General features: G+C 69.6%; 26 protein-coding genes. 21 read left to right on the top strand and 5 right to left on the bottom strand.

What is annotated here, in order from left to right; all coding sequences use genetic code 11:
• Positions 1-4: 4 nt before the first annotated feature.
• The 13 genes from prcA (at position 5) to EXE58_RS17615 (ending at position 12,884) form a co-directional block, all read left to right on the top strand.
• Entirely contained in the window at positions 5-967 is a 963-nt protein-coding gene (gene prcA / locus EXE58_RS20360; protein WP_135269066.1) for a proteasome subunit alpha, read from the top strand.
• 132 nt (positions 968-1,099) lie between these two features.
• Positions 1,100-1,738 carry a hypothetical protein gene (locus EXE58_RS20355; RefSeq protein WP_279638250.1) on the top strand — a complete coding sequence of 213 codons (639 nt, stop codon included), beginning with the start codon at positions 1,100-1,102 and terminating at the stop codon, positions 1,736-1,738.
• Positions 1,739-1,797: 59 nt separating this feature from the next.
• A complete protein-coding gene (pafA, locus tag EXE58_RS17665; protein WP_135269065.1) occupies positions 1,798-3,159 on the top strand; it encodes a Pup--protein ligase in 1,362 nt (453 codons plus the stop codon).
• A gap of 97 nt (positions 3,160-3,256) precedes the next feature.
• The gene (locus tag EXE58_RS17660) at positions 3,257-4,201 is read left to right on the top strand and encodes an FKBP-type peptidyl-prolyl cis-trans isomerase (RefSeq protein WP_135269064.1); all 945 of its coding nucleotides are present in this window, start codon (positions 3,257-3,259) and stop codon (positions 4,199-4,201) included.
• A gap of 39 nt (positions 4,202-4,240) precedes the next feature.
• A complete protein-coding gene (locus tag EXE58_RS17655) occupies positions 4,241-5,209 on the top strand; it encodes a helix-turn-helix transcriptional regulator (protein ID WP_135269063.1) in 969 nt (322 codons plus the stop codon).
• On the top strand, positions 5,206-6,204 hold the full coding sequence (locus tag EXE58_RS17650; RefSeq protein WP_135269062.1) for a helix-turn-helix transcriptional regulator: 999 nt from the start codon (positions 5,206-5,208) through the stop codon (positions 6,202-6,204). The genes EXE58_RS17655 and EXE58_RS17650 overlap by 4 nt, the downstream gene beginning before the upstream one ends.
• A 38-nt stretch (positions 6,205-6,242) precedes the next feature.
• Positions 6,243-6,512, top strand: a complete 270-nt coding sequence (tatA, locus tag EXE58_RS17645; protein ID WP_135269061.1) for a Sec-independent protein translocase subunit TatA — start codon at positions 6,243-6,245, stop codon at positions 6,510-6,512.
• 5 nt (positions 6,513-6,517) lie between these two features.
• Positions 6,518-7,354 carry a twin-arginine translocase subunit TatC gene (gene tatC, locus EXE58_RS17640; protein WP_244242299.1) on the top strand — a complete coding sequence of 279 codons (837 nt, stop codon included), beginning with the start codon at positions 6,518-6,520 and terminating at the stop codon, positions 7,352-7,354.
• 31 nt (positions 7,355-7,385) lie between these two features.
• Positions 7,386-7,775: a hypothetical protein gene (locus EXE58_RS17635; RefSeq protein WP_135269060.1), complete on the top strand. Its 390-nt coding sequence runs from the start codon at positions 7,386-7,388 to the stop codon at positions 7,773-7,775.
• 39 nt (positions 7,776-7,814) lie between these two features.
• Entirely contained in the window at positions 7,815-8,705 is an 891-nt protein-coding gene (locus EXE58_RS17630; protein WP_135269059.1) for a diacylglycerol/lipid kinase family protein, read from the top strand.
• Positions 8,702-11,452 carry a DEAD/DEAH box helicase gene (locus tag EXE58_RS17625; RefSeq protein WP_135269058.1) on the top strand — a complete coding sequence of 917 codons (2,751 nt, stop codon included), beginning with the start codon at positions 8,702-8,704 and terminating at the stop codon, positions 11,450-11,452. Before EXE58_RS17630 ends, EXE58_RS17625 begins: the two co-directional genes overlap by 4 nt.
• A 35-nt stretch (positions 11,453-11,487) precedes the next feature.
• Positions 11,488-12,435 (top strand): 5'-3' exonuclease, encoded by a 948-nt coding sequence (locus tag EXE58_RS17620; RefSeq protein ID WP_135269057.1) that lies wholly within the window; start codon positions 11,488-11,490, stop codon positions 12,433-12,435.
• A complete protein-coding gene (locus tag EXE58_RS17615; protein WP_135269056.1) occupies positions 12,432-12,884 on the top strand; it encodes an Lrp/AsnC family transcriptional regulator in 453 nt (150 codons plus the stop codon). The genes EXE58_RS17620 and EXE58_RS17615 overlap by 4 nt, the downstream gene beginning before the upstream one ends.
• A gap of 13 nt (positions 12,885-12,897) precedes the next feature.
• Here the strand turns inward: EXE58_RS17615 and EXE58_RS17610 are convergent, their stop codons facing one another.
• Positions 12,898-14,367, bottom strand: coding sequence for a KamA family radical SAM protein (locus EXE58_RS17610; protein WP_135269055.1), 1,470 nt, complete (start codon positions 14,365-14,367; stop codon positions 12,898-12,900).
• Between the two features lie 150 nt (positions 14,368-14,517).
• Here EXE58_RS17610 and kdd point away from each other — a divergent pair, with 150 nt between their 5' ends.
• From kdd to EXE58_RS17575, 7 genes are all read left to right on the top strand, one after another.
• Positions 14,518-15,561, top strand: a complete 1,044-nt coding sequence (kdd, locus tag EXE58_RS17605; protein ID WP_244242298.1) for an L-erythro-3,5-diaminohexanoate dehydrogenase — start codon at positions 14,518-14,520, stop codon at positions 15,559-15,561.
• Positions 15,561-17,153, top strand: coding sequence for a lysine 5,6-aminomutase subunit alpha (gene kamD / locus EXE58_RS17600; protein WP_135269054.1), 1,593 nt, complete (start codon positions 15,561-15,563; stop codon positions 17,151-17,153). The genes kdd and kamD overlap by 1 nt, the downstream gene beginning before the upstream one ends.
• The gene (gene kamE / locus EXE58_RS17595; protein ID WP_135269053.1) at positions 17,150-17,893 is read left to right on the top strand and encodes a lysine 5,6-aminomutase subunit beta; all 744 of its coding nucleotides are present in this window, start codon (positions 17,150-17,152) and stop codon (positions 17,891-17,893) included. The genes kamD and kamE overlap by 4 nt, the downstream gene beginning before the upstream one ends.
• The gene (gene kal, locus EXE58_RS17590) at positions 17,890-18,282 is read left to right on the top strand and encodes a 3-aminobutyryl-CoA ammonia lyase (protein WP_135269052.1); all 393 of its coding nucleotides are present in this window, start codon (positions 17,890-17,892) and stop codon (positions 18,280-18,282) included. The genes kamE and kal overlap by 4 nt, the downstream gene beginning before the upstream one ends.
• A 423-nt stretch (positions 18,283-18,705) precedes the next feature.
• Entirely contained in the window at positions 18,706-20,250 is a 1,545-nt protein-coding gene (gene lnt, locus EXE58_RS17585) for an apolipoprotein N-acyltransferase (protein ID WP_244242297.1), read from the top strand.
• Positions 20,251-20,306: 56 nt separating this feature from the next.
• On the top strand, positions 20,307-21,038 hold the full coding sequence (locus EXE58_RS17580; RefSeq protein ID WP_135269680.1) for a polyprenol monophosphomannose synthase: 732 nt from the start codon (positions 20,307-20,309) through the stop codon (positions 21,036-21,038).
• The gene (locus tag EXE58_RS17575; protein WP_244242296.1) at positions 21,035-21,490 is read left to right on the top strand and encodes an FxsA family protein; all 456 of its coding nucleotides are present in this window, start codon (positions 21,035-21,037) and stop codon (positions 21,488-21,490) included. Before EXE58_RS17580 ends, EXE58_RS17575 begins: the two co-directional genes overlap by 4 nt.
• 6 nt (positions 21,491-21,496) lie before the next feature.
• Here the strand turns inward: EXE58_RS17575 and EXE58_RS17570 are convergent, their stop codons facing one another.
• From EXE58_RS17570 to EXE58_RS17560, 3 genes are all read right to left on the bottom strand, one after another.
• Positions 21,497-21,880, bottom strand: coding sequence for an RNA polymerase-binding protein RbpA (locus tag EXE58_RS17570; RefSeq protein ID WP_135269050.1), 384 nt, complete (start codon positions 21,878-21,880; stop codon positions 21,497-21,499).
• Positions 21,881-22,203: 323 nt separating this feature from the next.
• Positions 22,204-23,559, bottom strand: a complete 1,356-nt coding sequence (locus tag EXE58_RS17565) for an MFS transporter (RefSeq protein ID WP_135269049.1) — start codon at positions 23,557-23,559, stop codon at positions 22,204-22,206.
• A complete protein-coding gene (locus tag EXE58_RS17560) occupies positions 23,556-24,353 on the bottom strand; it encodes a glycerophosphodiester phosphodiesterase family protein (RefSeq protein ID WP_135269048.1) in 798 nt (265 codons plus the stop codon). Before EXE58_RS17560 ends, EXE58_RS17565 begins: the two co-directional genes overlap by 4 nt.
• Positions 24,354-24,404: 51 nt before the next feature.
• On the opposite strand from EXE58_RS17560, the gene EXE58_RS17555 reads away from it, so the two are divergent.
• The gene (locus EXE58_RS17555) at positions 24,405-24,665 is read left to right on the top strand and encodes a TFIIB-type zinc ribbon-containing protein (RefSeq protein ID WP_135269047.1); all 261 of its coding nucleotides are present in this window, start codon (positions 24,405-24,407) and stop codon (positions 24,663-24,665) included.
• 11 nt (positions 24,666-24,676) lie between these two features.
• Here the strand turns inward: EXE58_RS17555 and EXE58_RS17550 are convergent, their stop codons facing one another.
• Positions 24,677-26,200, bottom strand: coding sequence for a helix-turn-helix domain-containing protein (locus EXE58_RS17550; protein WP_135269046.1), 1,524 nt, complete (start codon positions 26,198-26,200; stop codon positions 24,677-24,679).
• Between the last annotated feature and the right edge of the window lie 39 nt (positions 26,201-26,239).

The following is a 26,239-nucleotide window of genomic DNA, read 5'->3' as shown; positions in this document are numbered from 1 at the left end:
CCACATGAGCATGCCGTTCTACGTCTCGCCCGAGCAGCTGATGAAGGACCGGGCCGACTTCGCCCGCAAGGGCATCGCCCGCGGCCGGTCCGTGGTGGCGCTGCAGTACGCCGATGGCGTGCTCTTCGTCTCCGAGAACCCCTCGCAGGCGCTGCACAAGGTCTCCGAGATCTACGACCGGATCGCCTTCGCGGCGGTGGGTCGCTACAACGAGTTCGAGAACCTCCGCATCGCCGGGGTCCGGCTGGCCGACATGCGCGGCTACGCCTACGACCGACGAGACGTCACCGGCCGTGGCCTGGCCAATGCCTACGCCCAGACGCTCGGGACGATCTTCTCCTCGGGCGGCGAGAAGCCCTACGAGGTCGAGATCTTCGTCGCCGAGGTCGGTGACTCGGCCGAGGACGACCAGATCTACCGCCTCACCTATGACGGCCAGGTCGCCGACGAGCACGGCTTCGCCGTGATGGGCGGTGCCGCCGACGTGGTCTCGGCCCACCTCAAGGAGCACTACTCGCCCGACGCCTCTCTCGAGGACGCACTCCACGTGGCAGTGGCTGCCCTGGGCCACAGCGAGCAGGACGACCGCGTGATCCCGGTCGCCGATCTGGAGGTCGCTGCTCTCGACCGCACCCGGTCCCAGCCGCGCAAGTTCGTGAGACTGCGCGCGGCGCGGCTCACCGAGATCCTCTCCGACCGTGGCCCTGCCGAGCCCGCGCCGCCCTCGCCGGAGGACACCCGACCTGGCAAGGGCACGACCGCGGCCAGCGGAACGGACGACCCGGCCGACCCGACCGACACGGTGAGCGGCGCCGTACCCCCCCTCGAGGACCCGGTGACCGGCGAGCCGCCCGTGGCGCCGCCGCCCGCGCCGGAGCCCCAGCCGGAGCCTGAGCAGCCGACCCCGCCCGGACCGCCGGACCCCCAGCCCGGCACTCCGCACCCCGGGGAGCCCGGTCAGATCTGACCAGGCGGCAAGGGCTCGACGGGCTCACAGGTCCAGACCACCGCAATTCTGCGGATGCGCGAGCGCCGGGGTGCGAGCAGGGTGGGACGGCCCTGTGAAAGCCATGGGGCTTTCGAAAAGGTGGTCAACGCCATGCGCGATCCCAGCAATTCACGTCTACGCCCCAGCCCGGCCCTGATGGTGGCGCTCCTCGCCCTGGTGGTGGCGATGGGTGGCACGTCCTACGCGGCCGTCTCGCTGTCGAAGAACAGCGTGATGTCCAAGCACATCAAGAACGGCCAGGTGAAGGGCGCCGATCTCAAGAACAACGCGGTCTCTGGCGCCAAGGTGAAGGACGGGTCGCTCTCGGCTGCGGACTTCGGGTCGGCGCTACCGGCTGGCGCGACCGGTCCGGCTGGTCCGGCTGGTCCGAAGGGTGACACGGGCGCCAAGGGGGAGACGGGCGCGACCGGGCCCGCCGGGCCCCAGGGAATCCCGGGCCCGGTCGACACGATCACGATCGTCGACAGCTCAGGACTCATCACCCCCGGAAGCTTCGGATCCGCCTCTGTCGACTGCCCTGCGGGCATGGAGGCCATCGCCGGCGGGGTGGACCTCGCCAACGTCCTGACCATGGCGGTGACGGGGTCCGCCCCGATCATCGAGGGCAACCGCACCCTGCTCACGTCGAACGGTCAGCACCCGGCCGCCACCGGCTGGCGAGCATCCGCGCGCAACGACTCGGCCGGGACCAACTACACCTTCAAGGTCGCCGTGGTCTGCGCCGGCTGATGGTCGGCGAGTCCATGCGCCTCCCGGCAGGGCTGGGCCCACGGGCCTAGTGTGGGCGCATGGACCGCCGAATCTTCGGGATCGAGAACGAGTACGGCGTCACCTGCACGTTCAAGGGGCAACGACGGCTGAGCCCCGACGAGGTCGCCCGCTACCTCTTCCGCAAGGTGGTGAGCTGGGGTCGCTCGAGCAACGTGTTCCTGCGCAACGGCGCGCGCCTCTACCTCGACGTCGGCAGCCACCCTGAGTACGCCACGCCCGAGTGCGACGACCTCGTCGAGCTGGTCACCCACGACAAGGCAGGGGAGAGGATCCTCGAGGGCCTGCTCCTGGACGCCGAGCAACGGCTCCACGACGAGGGCATCGCCGGCGACATCTACCTGTTCAAGAACAACACCGACTCGGCCGGCAACTCCTACGGCTGCCACGAGAACTACCTCGTCGGTCGCGCCGGGGAGTTCAGTCGCCTTGCTGACATCCTCATCCCGTTCCTGGTCACCAGGCAGATCGTGGTGGGCGCAGGCAAGATCGTGAACACCCCCCGGGGTGCCTCCTACAGCGTGAGCCAGCGCGCTGAGCACATCTGGGAGGGCGTCAGCAGCGCGACCACCCGCAGCCGTCCGATCATCAACACCCGGGACGAGCCGCACGCCGACGCCGAGCGCTTCCGCAGGCTCCACGTGATCGTCGGCGACTCGAACATGAGCGAGACCACCACGCTGCTCAAGCTCGCGTCCTGCGACCTGGTGCTGCGGATGATCGAGGAGGGCGTGGTGATGCGCGACCTCACCATGGAGAACCCCATCCGCGCCATCCGCGAGATCAGCAACGACCCCAGCGGTCAGCGCAAGGTCCGCCTGGCCAACGGCAGGGAGGCCAGCGCGCTGGAGATCCAGGGCGAGTACCTCGCCAAGGCGCGCGACTTCGTCGACAGGCGCCAGATCTCCACCCCGACGATCGAGCGCGCGCTCGACCTGTGGGAGCGCGGCCTCAAGGCAGTCGAGTCCGACGACCTGGGCCTGGTGGACCGCGAGATCGACTGGGTGATCAAGCTCAAGCTGATCGAGGCCTACCGCGCCAAGCACGGCCTCCCGCTGGGACACGCCCGCCTGGCGCAGCTCGACCTCGCCTACCACGACATCCACCGCGACCGCGGCCTCTACTACCTTCTGGAGAAGCGTGGAGCGGTCGAGCGGGTCACCACCGACCTCAAGGTCTTCGAGGCCAAGAGCGTCCCGCCGCAGAACACCCGTGCTCGGTTGCGCGGAGAGTTCATCCGCAAGGCACAGGAGCGCCGGCGCGACTTCACCGTCGACTGGGTGCACCTCAAGCTCAACGACCAGGCTCAACGGACGGTCCTCTGCAAGGATCCCTTCAAGGCCTACGACGAGCGGGTCCAGCGACTCATCGACGGGATGTGACCGCGCACGGGCCGACGGCGTGGAGCCGGTGGGTAGGGTGTGCGCGCAAGTCGACCGACCGCCGGAACGGCGGCCTCCGAACTGATTGGTGACCCACGTGCTCCGTCCTCGCGCCCGCTCCGCTGCTACGAGTGGCCTCCTCGTCCTCAGCCTGCTCGGCCTGGCGGCCTGCGGCACTGACGAGGCGCCGGGGTCCCAGCCCAGCGCGGACCTCGACTCGGTCAAGATCGAGGGGCCCCAGGGCAAGAAGCCCAAGGTGACCTTCGACGGTCGGCTGGGCGCGCCCGAGGACCTCGAGGTCGAGGTGCTCGAGGAGGGCGACGGACCGGTCGTCGAGGGCACCAACGCGCTGGTGCACTGGTGGATCGGCAACGGCTACACCGAGCAGGAGGCCCAGAGCACCTACAGCGGCGCCCCGCAGTCCGTCCCCGACTCCGAGGACATCCTCAAGCCGCTCCGCGAGGGGATCTTCGGCCACCCGGTCGGGTCTCGGGTCGCGGTCCTCGCCTCGGCGGAGGACGCGTTCGGTGAGAGGGGCAACGCCCAGATCGGCATCGGCAACCAGGACACGGTCCTCTTCGTCATCGACGTCGTCGGCCAGCTGCTCGGCGGCCCCACCGGCGAGGACCGCGAGCCGGCTGGTTGGGCGCCGGAGCTCGTCGAGAAGGACGGCGACGTCACCGGCCTCGACTTCACCGGGACCAAGGCCCCCAGCGGCGGGCTGCTCTCCACGACCCTGGTCCGTGGCGATGGCCCCGTGGTCGAGAAGGGCCAGACCATCTACGCCAACTACCTGGGACAGGTCTACGAGGGCAAGAAGCCCTTCGACGAGTCCTACTCCAAGGACCCGGCATCGTTCGAGATCGGCGTCGGTGCCGTGGTCGACGGGTGGGACGAGACCCTCGTCGGGCGCAACGTCGGGTCGAGGCTCATCCTCCAGATCCCCCCGAGCAAGGGATACGGCAAGGAGGGCCAGCCGTCGGCCGGCATCAAGGGCACGGACACCCTCTACTTCGTGGTCGACATCCTCGGCGCGGTCTGAGGTCAGGCGCAGCGAGCGCTGACAGGAGGTGATCAGCTGATGGCACAGCCACGGGCCGAGCGCCTGATGAACCTCCACATCATGCTGCTCGGCGCGCGACGCTTCGCGACGAAGGACGCGATCCGTCGCGCCTGCTATCCCGACCACCCCTACACCGAGGCAGGCAACGAGGCCTTCGAGCGCGCCTTCGAGCGTGACAAGGACTCCCTCCGTGCCCTCGGCGCCTACATCGAGGTCGGCAGCTCCGACCCGCTGTTCGACGACGAGGTCGGCTACCGCATCCCCACCGAGCAGACGTCACTGCCCGAGCTGCGGTTCGAGGCCGACGAGGCCGCCGCGCTCGGGATCGCAGCGCAGGTGTGGGAGCAGGCGACCCTGGCCCGCGCCACCACGCGCGCCCTGGCCAAGCTCAAGGCCGACGGCGTCGACATCGACCCGTCGCGTCTCGACGTGCTCGCCCCTGCCATCCGCGCGGACGAGCCGGCCTTCGAGCCGCTGTGGGACGCCATCGAGAAGCGCCGCCTGGTCACCTTCGACTACCAGCGCACGACGGAGGCCGCGCCCACGCGGCGTCGTCTCCAACCCTGGGGCATGGTCCGTTCGTCCGGCCGCTGGTACGTCGTGGGCCACGACCTCGACAGGGGAGAGGAGCGGGTCTTCCGCCTCACCCGCATCCAGGGCGCGGTCAGAGCCTCGGGACGTCCGGGTGCCTACGTCGTCCCGCCCGGCACCGACGTGCGTGCGGTGGCGGCGCGTCTGGCACCGGCCTCACCATCGCTGCGCGCCGAGCTGCTGGTCCGACGTGGGACGGCCGTCGAGCTGCGCCGGCGAGCTGAGACGGTCGGTTCACACGACGACGAGTGGGACCGCCTCGTGGTCGAGGCGTCCGAGCACTCGCTCGCCGACGAGGTGCTCGGGCACGGCGACAACGTCGTCGTACTCTCTCCTGAGTCTCTGCGGGAGCGCGTGCTGTCCCGGCTGCGTGCACTGCTCGGGGAGACCGCATGAATGCGCGTACGACGCCGGCCGACTCCGCGCCGGACCAGGTGGCCCGCCTGTTGGCGCTGGTGCCCTACCTCCTGGCCCGGGGGGAGGTGCGTCTCGACGAGGCCGCAGCCCATTTCGGCACCGACGCAGCCCAGATCGAGCGCGACCTCCGCGTCCTCTTCATGACCGGGCTCTCGCCCGGTCTGCCGGGGGACCTCATCGAGGTCGACATCGAGGCACTCGAGGGCGAGCGCGTCATCAGGGTGGACAACGCCGACTACCTCGCGCGCCCGGTGCGCTTCGCACCGTCGGAGGCCACTGCCCTGGTCGTTGCCCTGCACACGATGCTCGACGTGGCCGCCCCCGAGGCGGCAGAGGTGGTCGAGCGCACGCTGGCCAAGCTCGAGGGGGCCATCGGGAGCGACGAGTCACCCCGCCAGCTCCACGTCCAGTCACAGCCCAGTCGCGGGGCGGAGATCGTCCCGGTCATCGAGAGTGCGATCGCGCGAGGCCACCAGCTCGAGCTGACCTACCACGTCGCCTCCCGGGACGAGGAGAGCACGCGTGTGGTCGATCCGCGCGCCATCGCCAGCGTGGAGGACGCCCTCTACCTCGACGCCTGGTGCCACCGCGCCGGCGATGAGCGCGTCTTCAGGCTCGACCGCGTCGTGGCGGTCACCGAGCTGGACACGCCGGTGGCCGACCCCGGAGCGCGTGCGCGGGACCTCACGCAGGGATGGTTCACCGACGCCGACACGACTCGGGTGACGCTCAGGCTCGAGCCTGCGGCCCGGTGGATGACGGAGTACTACCCCGTCGAGGGGGTCCGCCCAGGACCGGGCGGGACCCTCGACGTCGACCTCCAGGTGAGCAGCGAGGCATGGCTGCAGCACCTGGTGCTGCGGCTCGCCCCCCATGCTCGGGTCGTGGACCCACCGGAGCTTGCCGAGGCGGTGCTCCGCTCGGCACGCGCCACCGTGGACACGTACGAGCGCTGGTCGGGAACGTCGGCGTAGGATGCGGATGTCCACTTCATGATTGACAGGGAGACCCGATGACTTCCGCTCTGCTCGGCATGCCTCAGGGGATGGAATGGCTCGTCATCCTCCTGATCGTGGTGCTCGTCTTCGGCGCCGCCAAGCTGCCTGACCTCGCCCGCAGCTCGGGCCAGGCGCTGCGGATCTTCAAGACCGAGACCAAGGGCCTGCGTGACGAGGACGAGGACTCGAAGGACAAGACCCCCGAGCAGCGCGAGCTCGAGGCCCGCGAGGCGATCTCCTCCGACGACATCGTCCGCGAGCAGCGCGACGACACCACCGCCTGACCTAGGTGAAGCTCCGGAGCATCGTCGGCCTCTTCCGGGGCCGGCCGCACCATCCTGTCGGACCGGACGGTCGCATGGCCCTGTCCGACCACTTCCGGGAGTTCCGCGCGCGCCTGATGCGGTGCGTGCTCGCGCTTGCGCTCGCATTCGTCGTGGCGATCGTCTTCCGGCACGCACTCTACGACGCGGTCTACGACCCCTACATGCAGGCGCAGTCCAAGCTCCCCAAGGGCTCGACGGAGGCCACCACCTCCGGCGCTGGCGCTGGCCTCACCATGTGGCTCACCCTGGGCGGCTTCGCGGCGCTCGTGGCCACCGCGCCCTACTGGCTCTACCAGATCTGGGCCTTCATCGTCCCCGGCCTCTACGCGCGAGAGCGCAAGATGAGCCGGGTCTTCGCGACCATCGCCGGACCGCTCTTCATCCTCGGGGTGGGCCTGGGCTACGTCACCCTGCCGCTGGGCCTTGAGGTGCTGATCGGGTTCAACCCCGACGGCATCACCAACCTCATCGACTTCAACGACTACCTGCAGTTCTTCACCCGCACGCTGTTCGTCTTCGGGCTGGCCTTCAACATCCCGGTCTTCGTGGTGCTGCTCAACGCCGCGGGGATCGTCAAGGGCAAGGCGCTCGCCGCCTACCGCCCGTGGATCGTGATCGGGACGTTCGTGTTCTCCGCAGTCGCGACCCCGTCGGCGGACCCCTTCACGATGACGCTGATGGCCGTCCCGATGCTCGTCCTCTTCCTCCTGTCCGAGGTGATCGCCCGGGTGAACGACCGCCGGCGGGCATCCCGCAGCCCCAACGCCGGGCTCTCGCCCGAGGAGCTCTCCCCGCTCTGACCGGTGGTCGAGGGTCTGCAAGGCTGGGGTCATGCAGCCGCCGATCGTCGACGTCGACCCGTTCGACCTGCCCGAGTGGCTCGGCACCTCCGACGTCGTCTGGAGCTCGGAGGGCGATCAGCACGCCGCGCACCTCCTGGCCGGTCGTCTCAGGGCTGGCGAGGAAGAGCTCGACTGCGACCTGATGAGCGTCGACGAGGCCTACCCCGAGGCCGTCGCCGACGACGCGACCCGCGTGCGGGTGCACCACGCCTGGCGCCACGGCCAGGTCTTCATCGGCGAGCGATCCGAGCGCCTCACCCTCGCGGTGCCAGGCTCGCGGATCGACCCGGTCGTCGCCATGGACGCGCTCGGCCGCCTGTCCCGGGCGGTCGGATCCAGGCCCGAGCGCTATTCCGTGCTCCTCAGGGCCGGCGACTAGGCCCTCGCGCCGCGCAGGCGCCGGATAGGGTCGGTGACCATGCAGGTCCCTTCCGGGCGAGGGCGTGAGATCGCCCTGCTCACCAACCCCACGGCCGGCCGGGGGCGTGGCGTGCGCCACCGCGACGCGGCCCTGGGCCGGCTGCGCGACAGTGGCTTCGTCGTGCGCAACCTGCAGGGCCGCGACACCGACGAGGCGCTCGACCTCGCACGTGCCTGCGTGGCCGACGGCGTGGAGTCGCTCGTCGTCTGCGGAGGTGACGGAATGGTCCATCTGGGGCTGCAGGCGGTGGCACACACCGAGGTGAGCCTCGGGATCATCCCCAGCGGCAGCGGGAACGACGTGGCCCGCTACCTCGGTCTTCCCCGCCGCGACCCCCTTGCGGCGGCCGACCGCGTGATCGCGTCACGCACCCGCCGGATCGACCTCGCCGTGAGCGGCGGCCGCTACTACGCCACCGTGCTGGCTGCCGGGTTCGACGCGTTCGTCAACGAGCGCGCGAACGCGATGAGGTGGCCGCGCGGACAGATGCGCTACAACCTTGCCACCCTCGGCGCCTTGCGCACCTTCGCGCCCGTGTCCTACTCCCTCGACCTCGACGGGGTGTCCGCGCGCTATGACGCGGTAGTCGTCGCGGTCGGGAACGGCCCCTCCTACGGCGGTGGACTGCGCATCACCGAGGGCGCCGCGCTCGACGACGGGCTCCTTGACGTCGTCGTCATCCAGGCGATGACCAGGCGAGGTCTGGTGCGTTCCTACCCTCGTCTCTTCGCCGGCACCGTCGACGAGGTCGAGCAGTACGTCCACCACCGGGTCCGTTCGGTGACCGTGGCGGCGCCCGGTGTGGTGACGTACGCCGACGGGGAGCGCTTCGGTCCGCTGCCCCTGACGATCGAGTGTGCGCCTCGGGCGCTGGAGGTCATCACATGAGCGACGCCCATCCCCACACCCGGACGTTCGAGGCCCTCTACGAGTTTCCCCTCGACGACTTCCAGCTGAGGGCGTGCCGAGAGATCGAGGACGGCCGCGGCGTCCTCGTCGCCGCTCCGACCGGCTCCGGGAAGACGGTCGTCGGTGAGTTCGCGATCCACCTCGCGCTCGAGACCGGCCGCAAGGCGTTCTACACCACCCCGATCAAGGCGCTGTCCAACCAGAAGTTCCACGACCTGGTGCGGCGCTACGGCGCGGAGCGGGTCGGCCTGCTCACCGGCGACCACGTCGTCAACGGTGAGGCGCCGATCGTGGTGATGACCACCGAGGTGCTGCGGAACATGCTCTACGCCGGCTCCAGCACGCTGCTCGGGCTGGGCTTCGTGGTGATGGACGAGGTGCACTACCTGGCCGACCGCATGCGAGGTGCCGTGTGGGAGGAGGTGATCATCCACCTGCCCGAGTCGGTGACCTTGGTGTCGTTGTCCGCGACCGTCTCCAACGCAGAGGAGTTCGGTGAGTGGCTGGAGACCGTGCGCGGTGAGACGACCACGATCGTGGAGGAGCGTCGCCCTGTGCCGCTCTTCCAGCACGTGATGCTCGGTCGTCGCCTGCTCGACCTGTTCGCGTCCTCGGACGTCGACGCGAGCGCGGGCTTCGTCAAGGAGGGCGCCCCCGTCAACGCCGAGCTGATGCGCGTGGCCCGGGACGACTGGGCCTCACAGCGGCTCATGCGCGACCGGCGGTCGCCTCGCAAGGGCAAGCCCGGATCGTCGAAGAACCCGCGCAGCGTCGGCAACGGTCGGCGCGTGTGGATCCCGAGCCGTGTCGACGTGGTGGACCGGCTCGAGCGTGAAGGTCTCCTGCCCGCCATCGTGTTCATCTTCAGCCGGGCCGGCTGTGACGCCGCGGTCACGCAGCTCGTCAGCGCCAACACCCGGCTGACCACCCCCGAGGAACGCGACGAGATCTACGCCCGCGTCCAGGAGGCATCACGCAGCCTGCCCGAGGAAGACCTCCAGGTGCTCGGCTACCACGAGTTCCTCGACGGGATGACCCGCGGCATCGCCGCCCACCACGCGGGGCTCCTGCCTGCGTTCAAGCTGGTCGTGGAGGAGCTGTTCCAGCGCGGGCTGGTCAAGGTCGTCTTCGCCACCGAGACGCTGGCCCTCGGCATCAACATGCCGGCGCGCACGGTGGTCATCGAGAAGCTCTCGAAGTGGAACGGCGAGACCCACGCCGACCTCACGCCGGGGGAGTACACCCAGCTGACCGGGCGCGCCGGTCGCCGCGGCCTGGACGTGGAGGGACACGCCGTCGTGCTCTGGCAGCCCGGGATGAACCCCCGCGAGGTCGCGGGGCTCGCCTCCACCCGCACCTACCCGTTGCGCTCGTCGTTCCGGCCCTCCTACAACATGGCCGTCAACCTCGTGCACCAGTTCGGCCGCGAGCGCTCGCGCGAGCTCCTCGAGCAGTCCTTCGCCCAGTTCCAGGCCGACAAGGCCGTCGTGGGCCTCGCGCGACAGCTGCACAAGGCCGAGGAGGCCCTGACCGGCTACCGCGAGGCCGCCACGTGCCACCTCGGCGACTTCATGGAGTACGCCGACCTCCGCCGGCGCATCTCCGAGGTTGAGAAGGGTGCCGTCCGCGAGCGACGCGCAGACCGACGGAGCGAGGCGATGGACTCGCTGGCGAAGCTGCGGCCGGGCGACATCATCAACGTGCCGACGGGCAAGTTCCGCGGCTTCGCCGTCGTCATCGACCCCGGGCTCTCGGGTGAGGAGCCACGCCCGCAGGTCGTCACCCTCGACCGCCAGGCGCGGCGGCTGGCGCCGATGGACTTCCCGGAGCCCGTGGAGTCCTTGGCCCGCATGCGGCTCCCGAAGACCTTCAACCCGCGCAATCCCGCCCAGCGCCGCGACCTGGCTGCCGCACTGCGGAACAAGACCCATGCGCTGGACCCGGCGACCACGCGTCGTACCCCCGCACGCGACTCGTTCGGCGACTCCTCGGTCGACCGACAGGTGGCCGACCTCCGGGCCCAGCTCAAGTCCCATCCCTGCCACCAGTGCCCGGAGCGCGAGGACCACGCACGCTGGGCCGAACGCTGGTTCAAGCTCACGCGCGACGCCGAGACGCTCAAGCGCCGCGTCGAGAACCGCACCAACACCGTCGCCCGCACCTTCGACCGGGTGTGCGACGTGCTCAGCTCGCTGGGCTACCTCGAGGGCGAGCACGTGACCGATCGGGGGCGCCATCTCCGCCGCATCTACACCGACATGGACCTGGTCGCTGCCGAGGCGATGCGCGAAGGGCTCTTCGACGACCTCACGCCGTCCGAGCTGGCCGCCGTCCTCTCGGCCCTCGTGTTCGAGGCAAGGAGGGCCGACGACGCCTCGTCTCCGAAGCTCCCGGGGCAGCGGGTGCGCGACGTGCTCGGTGAGCTGGTGCGGCTCTGGGGACACCTCGATGCTCTGGAGCGACAGCACAAGCTCGACTTCCTGCGCGAGCCCGACGTGGGCTTCGTGTGGGCCGCCTGGCGATGGGCCGAGGGCGACGAGCTCGACGACGTGCTCATGGTGACCGGCCTCGCCGCCGGCGACTTCGTCCGCTGGATGAAGCAGCTGCTCGACCTCGCCGGTCAGGTGGCCGACGCCGCCGCCGATGCTCCGCTGCGCAAGAACGCGCGTGAGACGGTCAAGCTGCTCAAGCGGGGCGTCGTGGCCTACTCGGTGCTCGCGGAGTAGGTGCCCCGGCCCAGCGGCTGTGGAAGGCTTCCACCATGTCCTCCGGCCACCGCCTGCTGCTGCTCGACACCGCATCGCTCTACTTCCGTGCGTTCTTCGGTGTCCCCGACTCCGTCAAGGCTCCGGACGGCACCCCCGTCAACGCCGTACGGGGATTGATGGACTTCATCAGCCGGCTCGTGGGGGAGTACGACCCGTCCCACCTGGCCTGCTGCTGGGACGAGGACTGGCGGCCCCAGTGGCGTGTCGACCTCATTCCCTCCTACAAGGCCCACCGGGTCGAGGCGGTCGTGCCCGGCCCGGCCCCTGACGTCGAGGAGGTCCCCGACCCGCTCGAGACCCAGATCCCGATCATCATCGACGTGCTGACGGCCTTCGGCATCCCGATCGTCGGGCACCCCGAGATGGAGGCGGACGACGTGATCGGGACGCTGGCGACCGATGCCGGGATGCCGGTCGACATCGTCACCGGTGACCGTGACCTCTTCCAGCTCGTCGACGACGGGCAGGCGGTCCGAGTGCTCTACACCGCCCGTGGCGTCGGGAAGCACGAGCGCGTCGACAACGCGTGGGTGCGCGCCAAGTACGACATCGACGCCCGGCAGTACGCCGACTTCGCCACGCTGCGAGGAGACAGCTCCGACGGGCTCCCGGGAGTGTCAGGAGTGGGGGACAAGACCGCAGCCACGCTCCTCAACCGCTTCGGCGACATGGCCGGCATCCTGGCGGCGGCCCAGGACCCTGATGCCGACCTCGCGCCGGGTCCGCGGTCGAAGATCAAGGCGGCGGCCGACTACCTGGCCGTCGCACCTCGCGTCGTCGCCGTACGCCGCGACCTCGACCTCGGTTCGCCGGACCTCACCCGCCCCCGGACGCCGCAGGACCACGACGCCGTCATCGCGCTCGACCAGCGGTGGGGTCTTGGTTCATCTGCCGTACGCCTCGTGGAGGCACTCGCCGGGAGCGCTACTCTCGCGCGATGAGCGCACCAGAGGTGGAGGCCAAGGACCGCAAGATCCTTTCACTCCTCGCCGTCGACGGCCGCATGTCCTACACCGACCTCGGCAAGGCGACCGAGCTGTCGACCTCGGCGGTGCACCAGCGCGTCAAGCGCCTCGAGCAGCGGGGCCTGATCAAGGGCTACGGCGCCACCGTCGACCACGAGCAGCTCGGGCGTCCGCTGACGGCATTCATCTCCGTGACGCCCATCGACGCCTCCCAGCCCGACGACTATCCCGAGCGGTTGCAGGACATCGCCGAGATCGAGTCCTGCTGGTCGGTGGCTGGTGACGAGTCCTACATCCTCAAGATCCGGGTAGGCACCCCCGGCGACCTCGAGGAGCTCCTCGGTCGCATCCGGTCGGTCGCCAACGTCTCGACCAGGACGACGATCGTGCTGTCCACGCCGTACGAGAACCGCCCGATCGACTGACCCGCCCCGGACGTCACCAGGCCTGGAGCGCCGCCGTACGACGGGAGGCCTCGGCCATCTCGGCGGCCTTGAGCGATGCCTCGTCGAGGCGGCCGTGCTGCTCCCACCACTGCTGGCCCGACTCGGGCAGCGTGTGGATCGGGTCGTAGTACTCGTAGTGGCGCGAGAGCGCCTCGGAGTCGTCGGCCTCGATGGAGGTGCGGTAGTTCTTCGTCCAGTAGGAGATGCCGCGCTCGGTGTCGTAGTCGGCCAGCTGGTGCACCCAGCGCTTGCCGACGAAGGGCACGTCACAGACGATGCGAGGCGTGGCGAACCCGGGGAGGTAGCCCATCATGTGGTGCTGGAGCCGCTGTGCCTCGGCGACCGAGACCCGCCAGTGCTCCGAGAACGGGATCATGTCGCACATGTAGAAGTAGTAGGGCATGATCTGCGCGCCGTCGAGCAGGCGGAAGCAGAGGTCGAGCAGGTCGTCGGGCTCGGCGTTGACGCCGTTCATCAGGACGCCCTGGTTGCGCACGTCGCGGATGCCGGTCGCCAGCATGGTCTGGGCCGCCTTCGCGACCAGCGGGGTGACCGAGTTGGCGTGGTTGACATGGGTGTGGATGGCCACGGAAACCCCACGCGCGCGAGCCGTCTCGGCGACGCGGGTCATGCCGGCCACCACGTCGTCCTGCAGCCAGTGCTGGGGCAGCCCCATCAGGGCCTTGGTCGCGAGGCGGATGTCGCGGATGTTCTCGACCTCCAGGACCTTCATGAGGAAGTCCTCGAGACGGGGCCACGGCATGTTGGCCACGTCGCCGCCCGACACCACGACGTCGCGCACACCGGGGGAGCGGCGCAGGTAGTCGATCATGTCGCCCAGCCTGTCGGCGGGCTTGCCGGCGAACTTGAGCTTGTCGATGACCGGCGTCGAGTTGCCGACCAGGTCCATGCGGGTGCAGTGGCCGCAGTACTGCGGGCAGGTGGGAAGGAGCTCGGCCAGGACCTTGGTGGGGTAGCGGTGGGTGAGGCCCTCGGTCGCCCACATGTCGTGCTCGTGGAGGGAGTCGCGCGTGGCGTGGGGGTGGGATGGCCAGTCGGTGCGTCGGTCGCTGAAGACCGGGATCATGTAGTGCCGGATCGGGTCGGCGTAGAACGCGTCCGTGAGAGACCCGGGGCCGCCGACGGGCACGTGCGGCACCATCGTGTTCATCATCTGCGGCGGGACGAGCATGGACATGGTGGCGCGCTCGGCCTGGTCGCGCTCGAGGTCGGCGTAGAACCGGTCGTCGAGGAGGTCGCCCATCAGCTCACGGAGCTGCTTGACGTTCTTGATGCAGTGGGCACGCTGCCACTGCACCGACTCCCAATCGGCCGCTGTGACGTCGGACCATCCCGGGAACCGGGTCCAGTCGGGCTCGACGAGCTCGGTGAGGCGGTAGGGATAGGGCTGGCCGGCGGAGCCCTGCTGGAGGGCTTGCGCGGCAGAGGTGTCGAGGCTCAAGGGACGTCTCCTGTGGGGGACCGGGGTGCGGGCGCGTCGGTTGTGTGTGTCGCGCCACATCTGAAAGACTACGTGGAGATAATGCGGTGCGTCCAATGCCACGCCGCAAGATCTTTCGTGAAAGATGCAATGGGCAGGAAGGCTCGACCAGTGGACGTGTCAACGACTCTGCAAGCAGGAGACCCGACCGGGTTGCACCGGGTGCTGGCTCCGCACGGGGTGCTGCCCCAGACCGCCGAGCGCCTCGACACCCGGCACGAGCTGTGGCCCGACGAGGTGCGCGTGCGCGTCGAGCGCCTCAACCTCGACGCGGCGTCGTTCCGCCAGCTGGAGCGCAAGCACCACGGCGATGGGGCCGCCGTGCGGTCCGAGGTGCTCGACATCGTCTCCGCCCGCGGCAAGATGCAGAACCCCGAGACCGGTTCGGGCGGCATGCTGGTGGGCGTCGTCGAGGAGGTCGGGCCCGAGTCGCCGCTGGGCCTCGCGGTCGGTGACCGGATCGCGACCCTGGTCAGCCTCACCCTGACGCCGCTCGTCATCACCGACGACCTCGCCGGCTGGGACGGACGCGGCGAGCAGGTGCCGTGCGAGGGCTACGCGGTGCTCTTCGGGCGGTCGATCGCCGCGGTGGTCCCCGACGACCTGGACCCCGCACTCTCGCTCAGCGTGATGGACGTCTGCGGAGCCCCCGCACTGACCGCTCGACACGTGGCGGCGTACGACGCCCCGGTCGTCGCGGTCATCGGGGCGGCCGGCAAGTCCGGCTCCCTGTGCCTGGCCGCCGCGAGGCGGGCCGGTGCCCGCCGCACGATCGGTGTGGTGCCGCACGACGCGGAGGCAGCCCTGCTTCGCGGGGCAGACATCGCCGACGAGGTGGTGATCGCCGACGCCACCGACCCGGTCGCGCTCCGCGACGCGGTCACCACAGCCGGTGGCCCGGCGGACATCACGGTGGTCTGCGTGGACGTGCCGGGGTGCGAGGGCGGTGCCATCCTGGCGACCGCCGACGGCGGCACGGTGATCTTCTTCTCGATGGCGACGTCGTTCTCGGCAGCGGCGTTGGGGGCAGAGGGGCTCGCCGCCGACGTCACGATGCTGGTCGGGAACGGCTACGTGCCGGGCCACGCCCAGGCAGCGCTCGACCTCCTGCGCGCCGAGCCCGGCGTCCGGTCGCTCTTCGAGAGGCGGCTGTGATGGCGACTCGTCCTCCCAGTGCGCTGGGCCTCGACCCGGCCGACGTACGACAGGCACGCACGCTGGCGCGACAGGTCGGCAAGCCGATCGTCGACCTGGCCAAGCGGCACACCACCGTGTCCGTGGAGCGGGCGGCTCTCAGGCTCGCCGGGCTCGGGGGAGCCGACCCCGACGGAACCCCGTGGGTCAACAGGCTGGCCGACGTGGTGCGCGCCGACGTGGGGCTCGAGCACGGCGTCGCACTGCCCGTGTGGGACGCCCTCCTCCGCGGGGAGGCCGACGACCTGCTGGTGCTGGCCCAGAAGGCGGCCGCGGGCTCGGTGACCTTCCGGCTGCCGGAGGGCAGGGACCTCACCCGCGCGCGCAGCGCCTCCCGCAAGGCAGTGGGGGCCGGGATCAGGTCGATCGACCGGCAGCGCGTCGCTCGTGAACGGATGATCCGCAAGGTCGGAGACGCCCCGCGAAAGCCGTGGATCTACCTCATCGTGGCCACCGGCGACATCCACGAGGACATCCCCCAGGCCCAGGCGGCAGCGCGCGAGGGTGCCGACGTCATCGCCGTCATCCGCTCCACAGGTCAGTCGCTGCTCGACTTCGTGCCGGAGGGCGCGACCCGCGAGGGCTTCGCGGGGACCTATGCCACGCAGGAGAACTTCCGCCTGATGCGGGCAGCACTCGACGAGACGTCGCGCGAGCTGGGTCGCTACGTCCGGCTCACCAACTACGCGTCCGGGCTGTGCATGCCCGAGATCGCGACGCTGGCGGGGCTCGAGCGCCTCGACATGATGCTCAACGACTCGATGTACGGCATCTTGTTCCGCGACATCAACCCGATCCGTACCTTCGTCGACCAGCGCTTCAGCCGACAGGTCCATGCACGGGCCGGGATCATCATCAACACCGGCGAGGACAACTACCTGACGACCGCCGACGCGGTCGAGGCGGCCCACACGGTGACGACCAGCCAGCTCCTCAACGAGTACTTCGCCAAGGAAGCCGGCCTCGAGGACTGGCAGCTGGGGCTGGGCCATGCGTTCGAGATCGACCCCGAGGTCCCGGACTCGTTCCGCCTCGAGCTGGCTCACGCGATGCTCGCACGCGAGCTCTTCCCGGACGCCCCCCTGAAGTGGATGCCGCCGACGCGGCACATGACCGGCGACATCTTCCGCGGCTACCTGCTCGACGGTTTCTTCAACCTGGTGGGGGCCCTGACCGGGCAGGGCATCCTCCTGGTCGGGATGATGACCGAGGCGGTGGTGACCCCCTGGATCTCCGACCGTGACCTGGCCCTGCAGAACGTCCGCTACGTCATGAACGCCGCCGGCAACCTGCACGAGGACTTCCGGCCGTCGCCGGACGGCTTCATCGCCGGTCGGGCCAGGCAGGTGCTCGGGGAGGCCATCGACCTCCTCGGCGAGATCAAGGACGAGCCGGGCGACCGGGCGAACCCGCCGCTTCTCAGGGCGATCGCCGACGGCACGTTCGGGCTCATGAAGCGCCCCGCCGACAAGGGCAAGGGCCTGGACGGCGTGGCGAGGAAGGCGGCCGGCTACTACAACCCGGCCACGGAGATCCTGGAGGAGGAGCGATGACCATCATCCGCCCCTACGGCGACACCACCGGAGACGGCATGGTGCAGCTCTCCTTCACCCTCCCGATGGAGCACTCGAAGGTCGCCGACGGCGCCGCGGTCCAGCTGGCCAACAAGATGGGGATGGACCCGGCCCTGGTCGTCCACTCCAAGCCCATGGGGGAGGGGTTCACCTTCTTCGTGGTCTACGGCCGGGTCAACCACCTGGTCGACACCAGCCTTGTCGAGGTCGTCGAGCGCGACTACCCGCTGCTGACACCCAAGGAGGCGAACGCCTCGATCAAGGCCTCGCTGCGCCGGCGACTGGTGGTGGTCGGCGGGTGCATCGGCACCGACGCGCACACCGTGGGGATCGACGCGATCCTCAACATCAAGGGATTCGCGGGGGAGAAGGGGCTGGAGTACTACCGCGAGCTCAAGGTCGTGAACCTCGGCGCACAGGTCTCGGTGCCCCAGCTAGTGGAGGCTGCGCGCGCCGAGAAGGCCGACGCCGTGCTCGTGTCCCAGGTCGTCACCCAGCGCGACGCCCACCTCCTCAACACACGAGAGATGTCGGCTGCCTTCCGGGAGGCCTACCCCGCGGACGCGAGACCGCTGCTCGTCGTCGGTGGTCCCCGTTTCGACGAGAGCATGGCCTCCGAGCTCGGTGTCGACCGCGTCTTCAGCCGGGGTACGACACCCGGCGAGGTCGCGTCCTTCCTCGTCCACCGCATCACCACCCCGCGCCAGGAGGCGTCATGACCGAGATCGTCGGGACCCGTGTCGTCCACCGGCGCTACGTGCCCTACTCGCACGCCCACTACGCCGGCAACCTCGTGGACGGTGCCTACAGCCTGGGGCTCTTCGGAGACGTCGCCACCGAGATGTGCATCCGCACCGATGGCGACGAAGGGTTGTTCGCCTCCTACTCGGACGTGCAGTTCCGGGCCCCCGTGCGCGCCGGGGACGTCCTGGAGATCACCTGCGAGGTCGTCAAGGCAGGCACCCGCAGTCGTGTCATGGAGTTCGCCGTCCACGTGGTCGCGCGTGGCGAGGCCACGCCCGAGTCGCCGGGCGCGGCGGCGGTGCTCGTGGAGCCCGTCCTCGCCACGACAGCGACGGGGACTGTCGTCGTACCTCCACGCAGCTGAGCCGGCCGCGCCGTCTCCGGCGTGTCGAGCTGCGACACGCCGGTCTCGTCAAAGGTTTTTCGCTCTTCTTCGGGCGACCCATAGGCCTCTGACCTGCGAGAACGCGCGTCTTCGCAGGTCAGGGCCGAGTTGACAGGGTGCTGCCGATGGACGGATGGTGCCCTGTCCGCCCGTGCAGCCCGTGGGTGGCGAGACCGTCGGTGGGGAGGTCGGGGATGGAGAGCGTGAAGCCAGCGCCCTTCCGTCTCGTCGTTCCTGTCGGTCGCGCCTCACGGGGGCAGGATGCGGGGGGAGCCGCGACGCCGTAGACAACTTCGCACGGCCGGCCGCCAGCCGGTCCTGCGTTGGTCCGAAGCGCCGCCGCTCCCTCCGCACCGCTGCTGGGGTTCCCGGGCATTCCAGGTCGTCGGCTACCGTCTCCCCGTGCTGCTCCGCTGCTTCACTGCCGTCGGTGGGGGCCTGGCACTCGCAGCAGCGTTCGAGCCCGTGGGCCTGGCCTGGCTGATGCCGCCGGCCGTGGCCGTCCTCGTGCTGGCGGTGCGGGACCTCCCCCTGCGACGCGCCTGGGTCGTCTCGCTGCTCTTCGGGGTGGCTTTCTGCTTCGCGGTGATGGTCTGGATGCGAGCCGTCGGGACCGATGCGTGGATCGCGATGTGCAGCGTCGAGGCAGCCTTCTTCGTCCCTCTCGGGCTTGGGCTCGCCCTCGCGGTGCGACACCGCTGGTGGCCCCTGTGGACAGCGTTGTGGTGGGTGGCGATCGAGACGTGGCGCGGTGACTGGCCCTTCTCAGGCATGCCCTTCGGGCGTCTCGCCTACGCCACCGCCGACACGGTCTGGGCTCCGGCGTTGCCGTGGGTGGGGATGACCGGCGTCAGCCTGCTGGTCGCCCTCAGCGGTACGACGCTGGCGTGGCTCGTCGTCGCCGGACGCCGGCGGCCTGTCGCGGCCGTCGCCGGGCTGGCGGCCCTGGCCGTCGTGATCGCCGGACCCTGGGTGTGGCGCTACTCCACTGACACCGACGGTGAGCTGACGGTCGCGGCCGTCCAGGGGGACGTCCCCGGCAGCGGCACGGACGTGGCGGCCGTCCACCGCGGCGTCACCGCCAACCACGTCGCCGCCACCGAGGAGCTCGCCCGTGCGGTGCGAGCTGGCGAGCGACCGGCCCCGGACCTCGTCGTGTGGCCCGAGAACTCCACGGCTGTCGACCCCTTCAGGGACAGCGAGATCAACGCCGCGGTCCAGCGGGCGGTCGACGCGGTGGGTGTCCCGATCCTCGTGGGTGCCATGGTGGACGCACCGCGGGAGACCCAGGTCCTCAACCAGGGGATCGTGTGGCGGCCCGGGGCCGGGGGAGGCGACCGCTACACCAAGCGTCATCCGGTGCCCTACGGCGAGTACATCCCCTTCCGTGGTTCGTTGTTCCCCTCCGACTACGGCAAGCTGCGCATGATCCCTCGCGACATGGTCCGTGGCACGCGCCTGGAGCCGCTGCGCGCTGCGGGGACCCGCGTGGCGGACGCGATCTGCTTCGACGTCGCCTACGACGACGGCATCGCCGACCAGCTGCAGCGAGGCGGAGAGCTCATCACGGTGCAGACGAGCAACGCGATGTTCATCAACACCGGCCAGATCGACCAGCAGTTCGAGATCAGCCGACTGCGTGCGATCGAGGGTGGCCGGTGGGTCGTGGTGGCGGCGATCAACGGCGTGTCCGGGATCATCGCCCCCGACGGCGAGGTCGTTGCCAGCGCCGCGCCCCGCACCCAGGAGGTGCTCGTCGAGACAGTTGGCCTCAGCTCCCAGGTGACTCCCGCCTCGCGGGCGGGCGTCTGGACCGGGCGACTCATCGTGCTGCTGGTCCTCGCCCACGCCGTGTCGTGCGTGGCCGCCAGCCGACGAGAGCGTCGGCATGGCACGCTGTCTCCGCCCGGTTCGGCGCGTGTCGAGCGGACCGCGGCAGTCCAGTGACCCCGAAGGAACAAGAAGGTGCCTGCGTGAGTATCGACCCGTCCTGGCGCACCGTGATGGTGATCCCGACCTACAACGAGGCCGACAACCTCGAGTGGATCGTGGGTCGGCTTCGCAGTGCACAACCGCAGGTCGACGTGCTCGTCGTCGACGACGGCAGCCCCGACGGCACCGGCGAGATCGCCGACCGCCTCGCCGCGGAGGACCCCGGCGTCAAGGTGCTCCACCGGACCGAGAAGGCGGGGTTGGGCGCGGCCTACCTCGCTGGCTTCCGGCTCGCGCTCGACGCCGGCTACGACGTGATCGGCGAGATGGACGCCGACGGCTCCCACCAACCCGAGCAGCTCGGGCGGCTCCTCGACGCGCTCGGGTCGGCCGACCTCGTGATCGGCTCGCGCTACGTGCCCGGAGGCTCGGTCGTCAACTGGCCCCGGCGCAGGCTGGTGCTCTCGCGAGGCGGCAACCTCTACGTGCGGCTGCTGCTGGGCATCCACGTCAGGGACGCCACGGCCGGTTTCCGGGTGTTCCGTCGCACGGCGCTGGAGACCATCGACCTCGACCAGGTCCGGTCGACGGGATACGTCTTCCAGACCGACCTCGCCTACCGCGCGGTGTCCCACGGCTTGCGGGTCGCGGAGGTCCCGATCGAGTTCATCGAGCGCGTGCGGGGCGACTCGAAGATGAGCCCCGACGTGGCCAAGGAGTCGCTGCGCCTGATCACGGTCTGGGGGCTGCAACAGCGCCGGGCCCAGATGCGCGATGCGTTCGGGCGGCGGTCCTCGGTGTGAAGTCGCGTCGCGCCGGCTTCTGGTGGGTCCTGGTCGTCGTCTTCGTGGCGATGCCCCTCATCGAGATCTGGACGATCATCCAGGTCGGGCAGGTGATCGGGGCCTGGTGGACCGTCGGTCTGCTGGTCCTCGACAGCATCCTGGGGAGCTGGCTGATCAAGCGGGAGGGCGGTCGAGCCTGGCAGGCTCTCCGCCGAGCGCTCGAGAGCGGACGCATGCCTGCGCGCGAGCTGGCGGACGGCGCATTGATCCTCGTGGGCGGCACGCTCATGGTTTCACCCGGCTTCGTCACCGACGCCTTCGGCGTGCTGGTGATCCTGCCCTTCACGCGTCCGATCGCCCGCCGGTTCCTGGCGCGGCTGGTGGAGCGTCGACTCCTCGGACCGCGAAATGACGATCGCCCCGGACCGTCCGGCTCGGGGCCGGTGATCCGGGGCGACGTGGTGGACTGACGTGAGTCAGGACACCTTGCGCTTCTTGGCGTTTGCCCGGTGCAGGTGAGCGGGGCCGATCGCCCCGCCACGCAACAGCTCCAGGCGCTCCTTGAGGATGTCCTCGAGCTCCTTCTCCGAGCGACGCTCCAGCAGCATGTCCCAGTGCGTGCGAGCAGGCTTCTCAGCCTTCTCCTCGGCAACGATCCCGTCGGTGCTGAGGCTCTCGGCACCGCAACGTGGACACTCCCACGCCGCGGGCACCTCTGCCTCGACCGACATCGTGATCTCGAACTCGTGACCGTGCTTGCACCGATATCCGGCCTGCTGACGAGCCGCGAACTCGATGCCGCGCTCGTCCTCGAAACTCTGGCCGCCCAGCCTCGCGCCACGCAGTGTGCGCTCCGCCACAGTGCCCACCTCCAAGTTGAGTTTGCTCTTTGCGACGTACCCGAAATGAAACGTCGTACACGGGGTTTCATGACGCAGCTTTGCCGGGTTACGTGAGTTTTCAACGGTAGAGGGGGTGTCCAAGATTCCCGCATCGGGAGCCGTTCGCGTCACACGCCTCGGTCGCCGTCCGGTGTCGTACCTGCCTCGCCGCTGCCGACCCTGGCGGCGTACGACATCGCCACTGCCGACCCTGGCGGCGCACGACATCGAGATCGGGCGCGAGGATGACAGGTGCCGCCACCCTGACGGCGGCGGTCAAGAACTGCTTCGAACCCGGGCGATCAGATGACGCGCGGGGTCGCGTTCCCGGCGTCGCGGATGCCCCGGGCGGTGTCCACCCGCATGAGCAGCAGTCCGCCGAGGATGAAGAACACGATGAGCGCGAAGATCGCCGGGCGGTAGGAGTCGGTCATCTGGTAGACGACGCCGAAGACCAGCGTCCCGAACCAGGAGGTGCCTCGCTCCATCGAGTGGTAGAAGCTGAAGTACTCCGCCTCCTTGCCACGGGGGATCAGCAGCGAGTAGTAGGAGCGGGCCAGGGCCTGGGTGCCCCCGAGGACGAGGCCGATCGAGGCCCCCAGGAGCAGGAGCGGCACGAGTGACTTCTCAGGGATGAAGAGCCCCGCGGTCACGATCAGCATCCAGATGACCAGGCCCCCGAGGATCGTCCTCTTGGCTCCCCTGGCCGCGGCGATCCGGCCGAAGAGCAACGCGCCCCCTACGGCGACGAACTGCACCAGCAGGTAGACACCCAGCATGGTCCCCTGCTCGAAGCCGAGCTCTTCCACGCCGTAGACCGAAGCCTGGCTGATGACTGTCTGGATCCCGTCGTTGAAGAACAGGTAGGCCAGCAGGAACGTCAGGGTGACGGGATACTGGCGCATCTCCTTGAGGGTGATCCAGAGCTGGCCGAAGCTGCGCTGCAGCACGCCTCCCTCGACGTGCTCGACGTCGGCGGGGGGATGGTTGGTGAGACCTCGCCACGGGATGAACGCGAACGCTGCCCACCAGAGCGCCGCCGAGAGGAGCGAGATCCGCACCGCCATTCCCTGGGACATCCCGAAGCTGTCGTGGAAGCTGACGAGCACGAAGTTCACGGCCAGCAGCAGGCCGCCGCCGGCGTAGCCGTAGGCCCAGCCCCGGGAGGAGACCCGGTCGCGGTCGGCCTCGGTCGAGATGAGGGGGAGGATGGAGTCGTTGACCACCGCCGACGCGCCGAAGCACAGATTGGCGGCGATGAACATCAGAGCCCCGAACTGCCAGTTGTCTCCCGTCAGGAAGAACAGCAGCGCGGCGAAGAACGCGCCGGCCCACGCGAACCCGGCGAGGAGGTCCTTCTTGCGGGCGGTGCGGTCGGCCACTGCTCCCAGGAGGGGCAGGATGAGGGCGGAGAGGATCGTCGAGAAGGTCACGACGTAGGCCGGCAGGGCCCCCGGTGCCAGCGACAGACCCAGGACGGAGACCCGGTCGTCGACGGCGGCCTCCTCGGCGATGGCGATGAGGTAGGGACCGAACAGGACACCCGCCACCGTGGTCGCGAAGGCACTGTTGGCCCAGTCGTACCAGTACCAGGCCTTCTGCTCCCTGGCCTGCGCCAGCGGCTTCAGGTTGGCGATCCCGCCCTGGACCTCGCTCATGCCTCGCCCTCCCGGGGGACGTTCCACTGCCCGCGGTCGCGGAGCACGGCCTTGAGTATGTCGGTGCGGTCGGTGATCAGGCCGTCAACGCCCCGGTCGAGCAGCAGCTGCATCTCGTCGGGGTCGTCGATCGTCCACACGTGGACCTGCAGCCCCGCCACGTGCGCTCGTCGTACGAGCCCCCGGGAGACCACCAGCAGACGTCCCTGCCGGTGGGGGACCTGGAGTGCGACCGGCCGACCTCGGGTCAGCCACCTTGCCAGCCGGCCGGACGGCACCAGCACGTAGGCAGCGACCTCAAAGGGGTGCGCGGACGTGGCGACGCGCCCGCGCGTGAGACGACGGAAGCGCTCCAGTCGCCTGCGGGAGAAGGAGCCGACCAGGATGCGGTCCCAGGCGTCGCGCTCGGCGATGAACTCCGCGAGCCGGTCCACCGCCCCGTCCGACTTCACGTCGATGTTGAACCGTGCGTCGGGGAACGCGTCGAAGAGCTCGGCCAACGACGGCACCCGCTCCCGGCCACCGATCAGCGCTGCCTGCACCTCGGCGTACGACGTCTCCGACAGCGGACCGGTGCGATCGGTCACCCGGTCGAGCACCTCGTCGTGGAACGCCAGGAGCACGTCGTCACTGGTCACGTGGACATCGGTCTCGAGGTAGCGGTAACCGAGGTCCACCGCGTGACGGAACGCCGCCATGGTGTTCTCGAGCCCCTCGATCTCCGGGTGGAAGGCGCCGCCGCGGTGGGCGAAGGCGAGTGGCGGGGCGGCGTCGAGGAACGCTGGTCGGGTCACGGCAGCAGTATGTGCCCTGGGACCTCACATCCGGGGGAGTAACGTCGGGGCATGGAGAGCATGAACTGTCCGCGTTGCGACGCCGAGATGCAGGAACGCATGGTCGGCCCGGCGACCATCATGCAGTGTCCCGAGGGGCACGGCGTCTTCCTCGATCGGGTCGAGCTGGGCGTGCTGATCGAGGCCGAGACCGACTGGCACGCGGGTGCCGGGCACCACACCACGCCGATCCCGCGCATAACCCCTGACATGACGGCGCCGCCTGCTCCGGCTCGTCAGTCCCGTGCCTGGGTGGAGACGCTCTTCAGCTAGAGCGGTCTTCCCTAGATGTCGCGGAAGGTCTCGATGCTCGCACCCAGCTGGTTCAGCCGCTCCGCGAGGTCCTCGTAGCCGCGGTGGATGACGTAGGTCGAGCGCAGCACCGAGGTGCCCTTCGACGCCAGCATCGCCAGCAGGATCACCACGGCCGGACGCAGCGCAGGGGGACAGACGACCTCGGCACCGGAGAAGCGGGTCGGCCCCTCGATCATCACGCGGTGCGGGTCGAGCAGCTTGACCTGGGCTCCGAGCTTGTTGAGCTCGGTGAGGTAGATGGCACGGTTCTCGTAGACCCAGTCGTGCAGCAGCGTCTGCCCCTCCGCCACGGCGGCGATCACGGCGAAGAAGGGGAGGTTGTCGATGTTGAGCCCGGGGAACGGCATCGGATGGATCTTGTCGAGCGGGGCGTGCAGCTCGGACGGGTGGGTCGTGAGGTCCACCAGCCGGGTCTCGCCGTTGAGTGCTCGGTACTCCTCGGAGCGCTCGTAGCGGAAGCCCATCTCCTCGAGGATCGCCAGCTCCAGCTCGAGGAACTCGATCGGCACGCGCGTGATGGTGATGGAGGACTTGGTGACGATGGCGGCCGCCAGCAGCGACATCGCCTCGATCGGGTCCTCCGACGGCGCGTAGTCGACATCGACGTCGATCGAAGCCACCCCGGTGACGGAGAGCGTCGTCGTGCCGATGCCGTCCACGCGGACGCCCAGCTTCTGCAGGTAGAAGCACAGGTCCTGGACCATGTAGTTCGACGATGCGTTGCGGATGACGGTGGTGCCCGTGTGCAGGGCGGCGGCCATCAGGGCGTTCTCGGTCACGGAGTCGCCGCGCTCGGTGAGCACGATCGGACGCCCCGGCTCGACGGCCCTGTTGACGCTGGCGTGGTAGGCGCCGTCGGTGGCCTTCACCTCGAGCCCGAACGGACGCAGCGCGGACATGTGTGGCTCGATGGTGCGCGTGCCCAGGTTGCAGCCACCCGCGTAGGGAAGCTCGAAGCTGTCGCTGCGGTGCAGCAGCGGCCCCAGGAACATGATCACCGAGCGGGTACGGCGCGCGGCCTCCTCGTTGATGTGGGCGAGGTCCAGGTCGGCCGGCGGGATGATCTCGAGGTCGTTCTGGTCGTTGAGCCAGCGGGTCTGGACACCGAGTGACGTCAGGACCTCAAGCAGGCGGTTGACCTCCTCGATGCGGGCGACCTTGCGCAGGGTGGTCCGTCCGCGGTTGAGCAGCGAGGCGCACAGCAGGGCGACACCGGCGTTCTTGGAGGTCTTGACCTCGATGGAGCCCGAGAGCGTGGTGGGGCCGTTGACCCTCAGGTGCGTGGGTCCGGCGCCCAGCGCCACGATCTCGGAGTCGAGCGCAGAGCCGATCCGGGCGAGCATCTCGAGGGAGAGGTTCTGGTGCCCCTTCTCGATCCGGTTGATCGCACTCTGGCTGGTGCCGAGGAGCTCGGCCAGCTGACTCTGGGTCAGGCCGCGGTGCTTGCGCGCGTCGCGGATCAGGTTGCCGATCCGGCCCTTGTAGTCACTCATGCGACGACGGTATCTCAGATATGAGATAGGACAACATCG

The sequence above is a fragment of the Nocardioides seonyuensis genome (genome assembly GCF_004683965.1).
GTDB lineage: Bacteria > Actinomycetota > Actinomycetes > Propionibacteriales > Nocardioidaceae > Nocardioides > Nocardioides seonyuensis.
The sequence above is the reverse complement of the archived record's forward strand: the minus strand, read 5'-3'. Positions and strand labels throughout refer to the sequence as shown.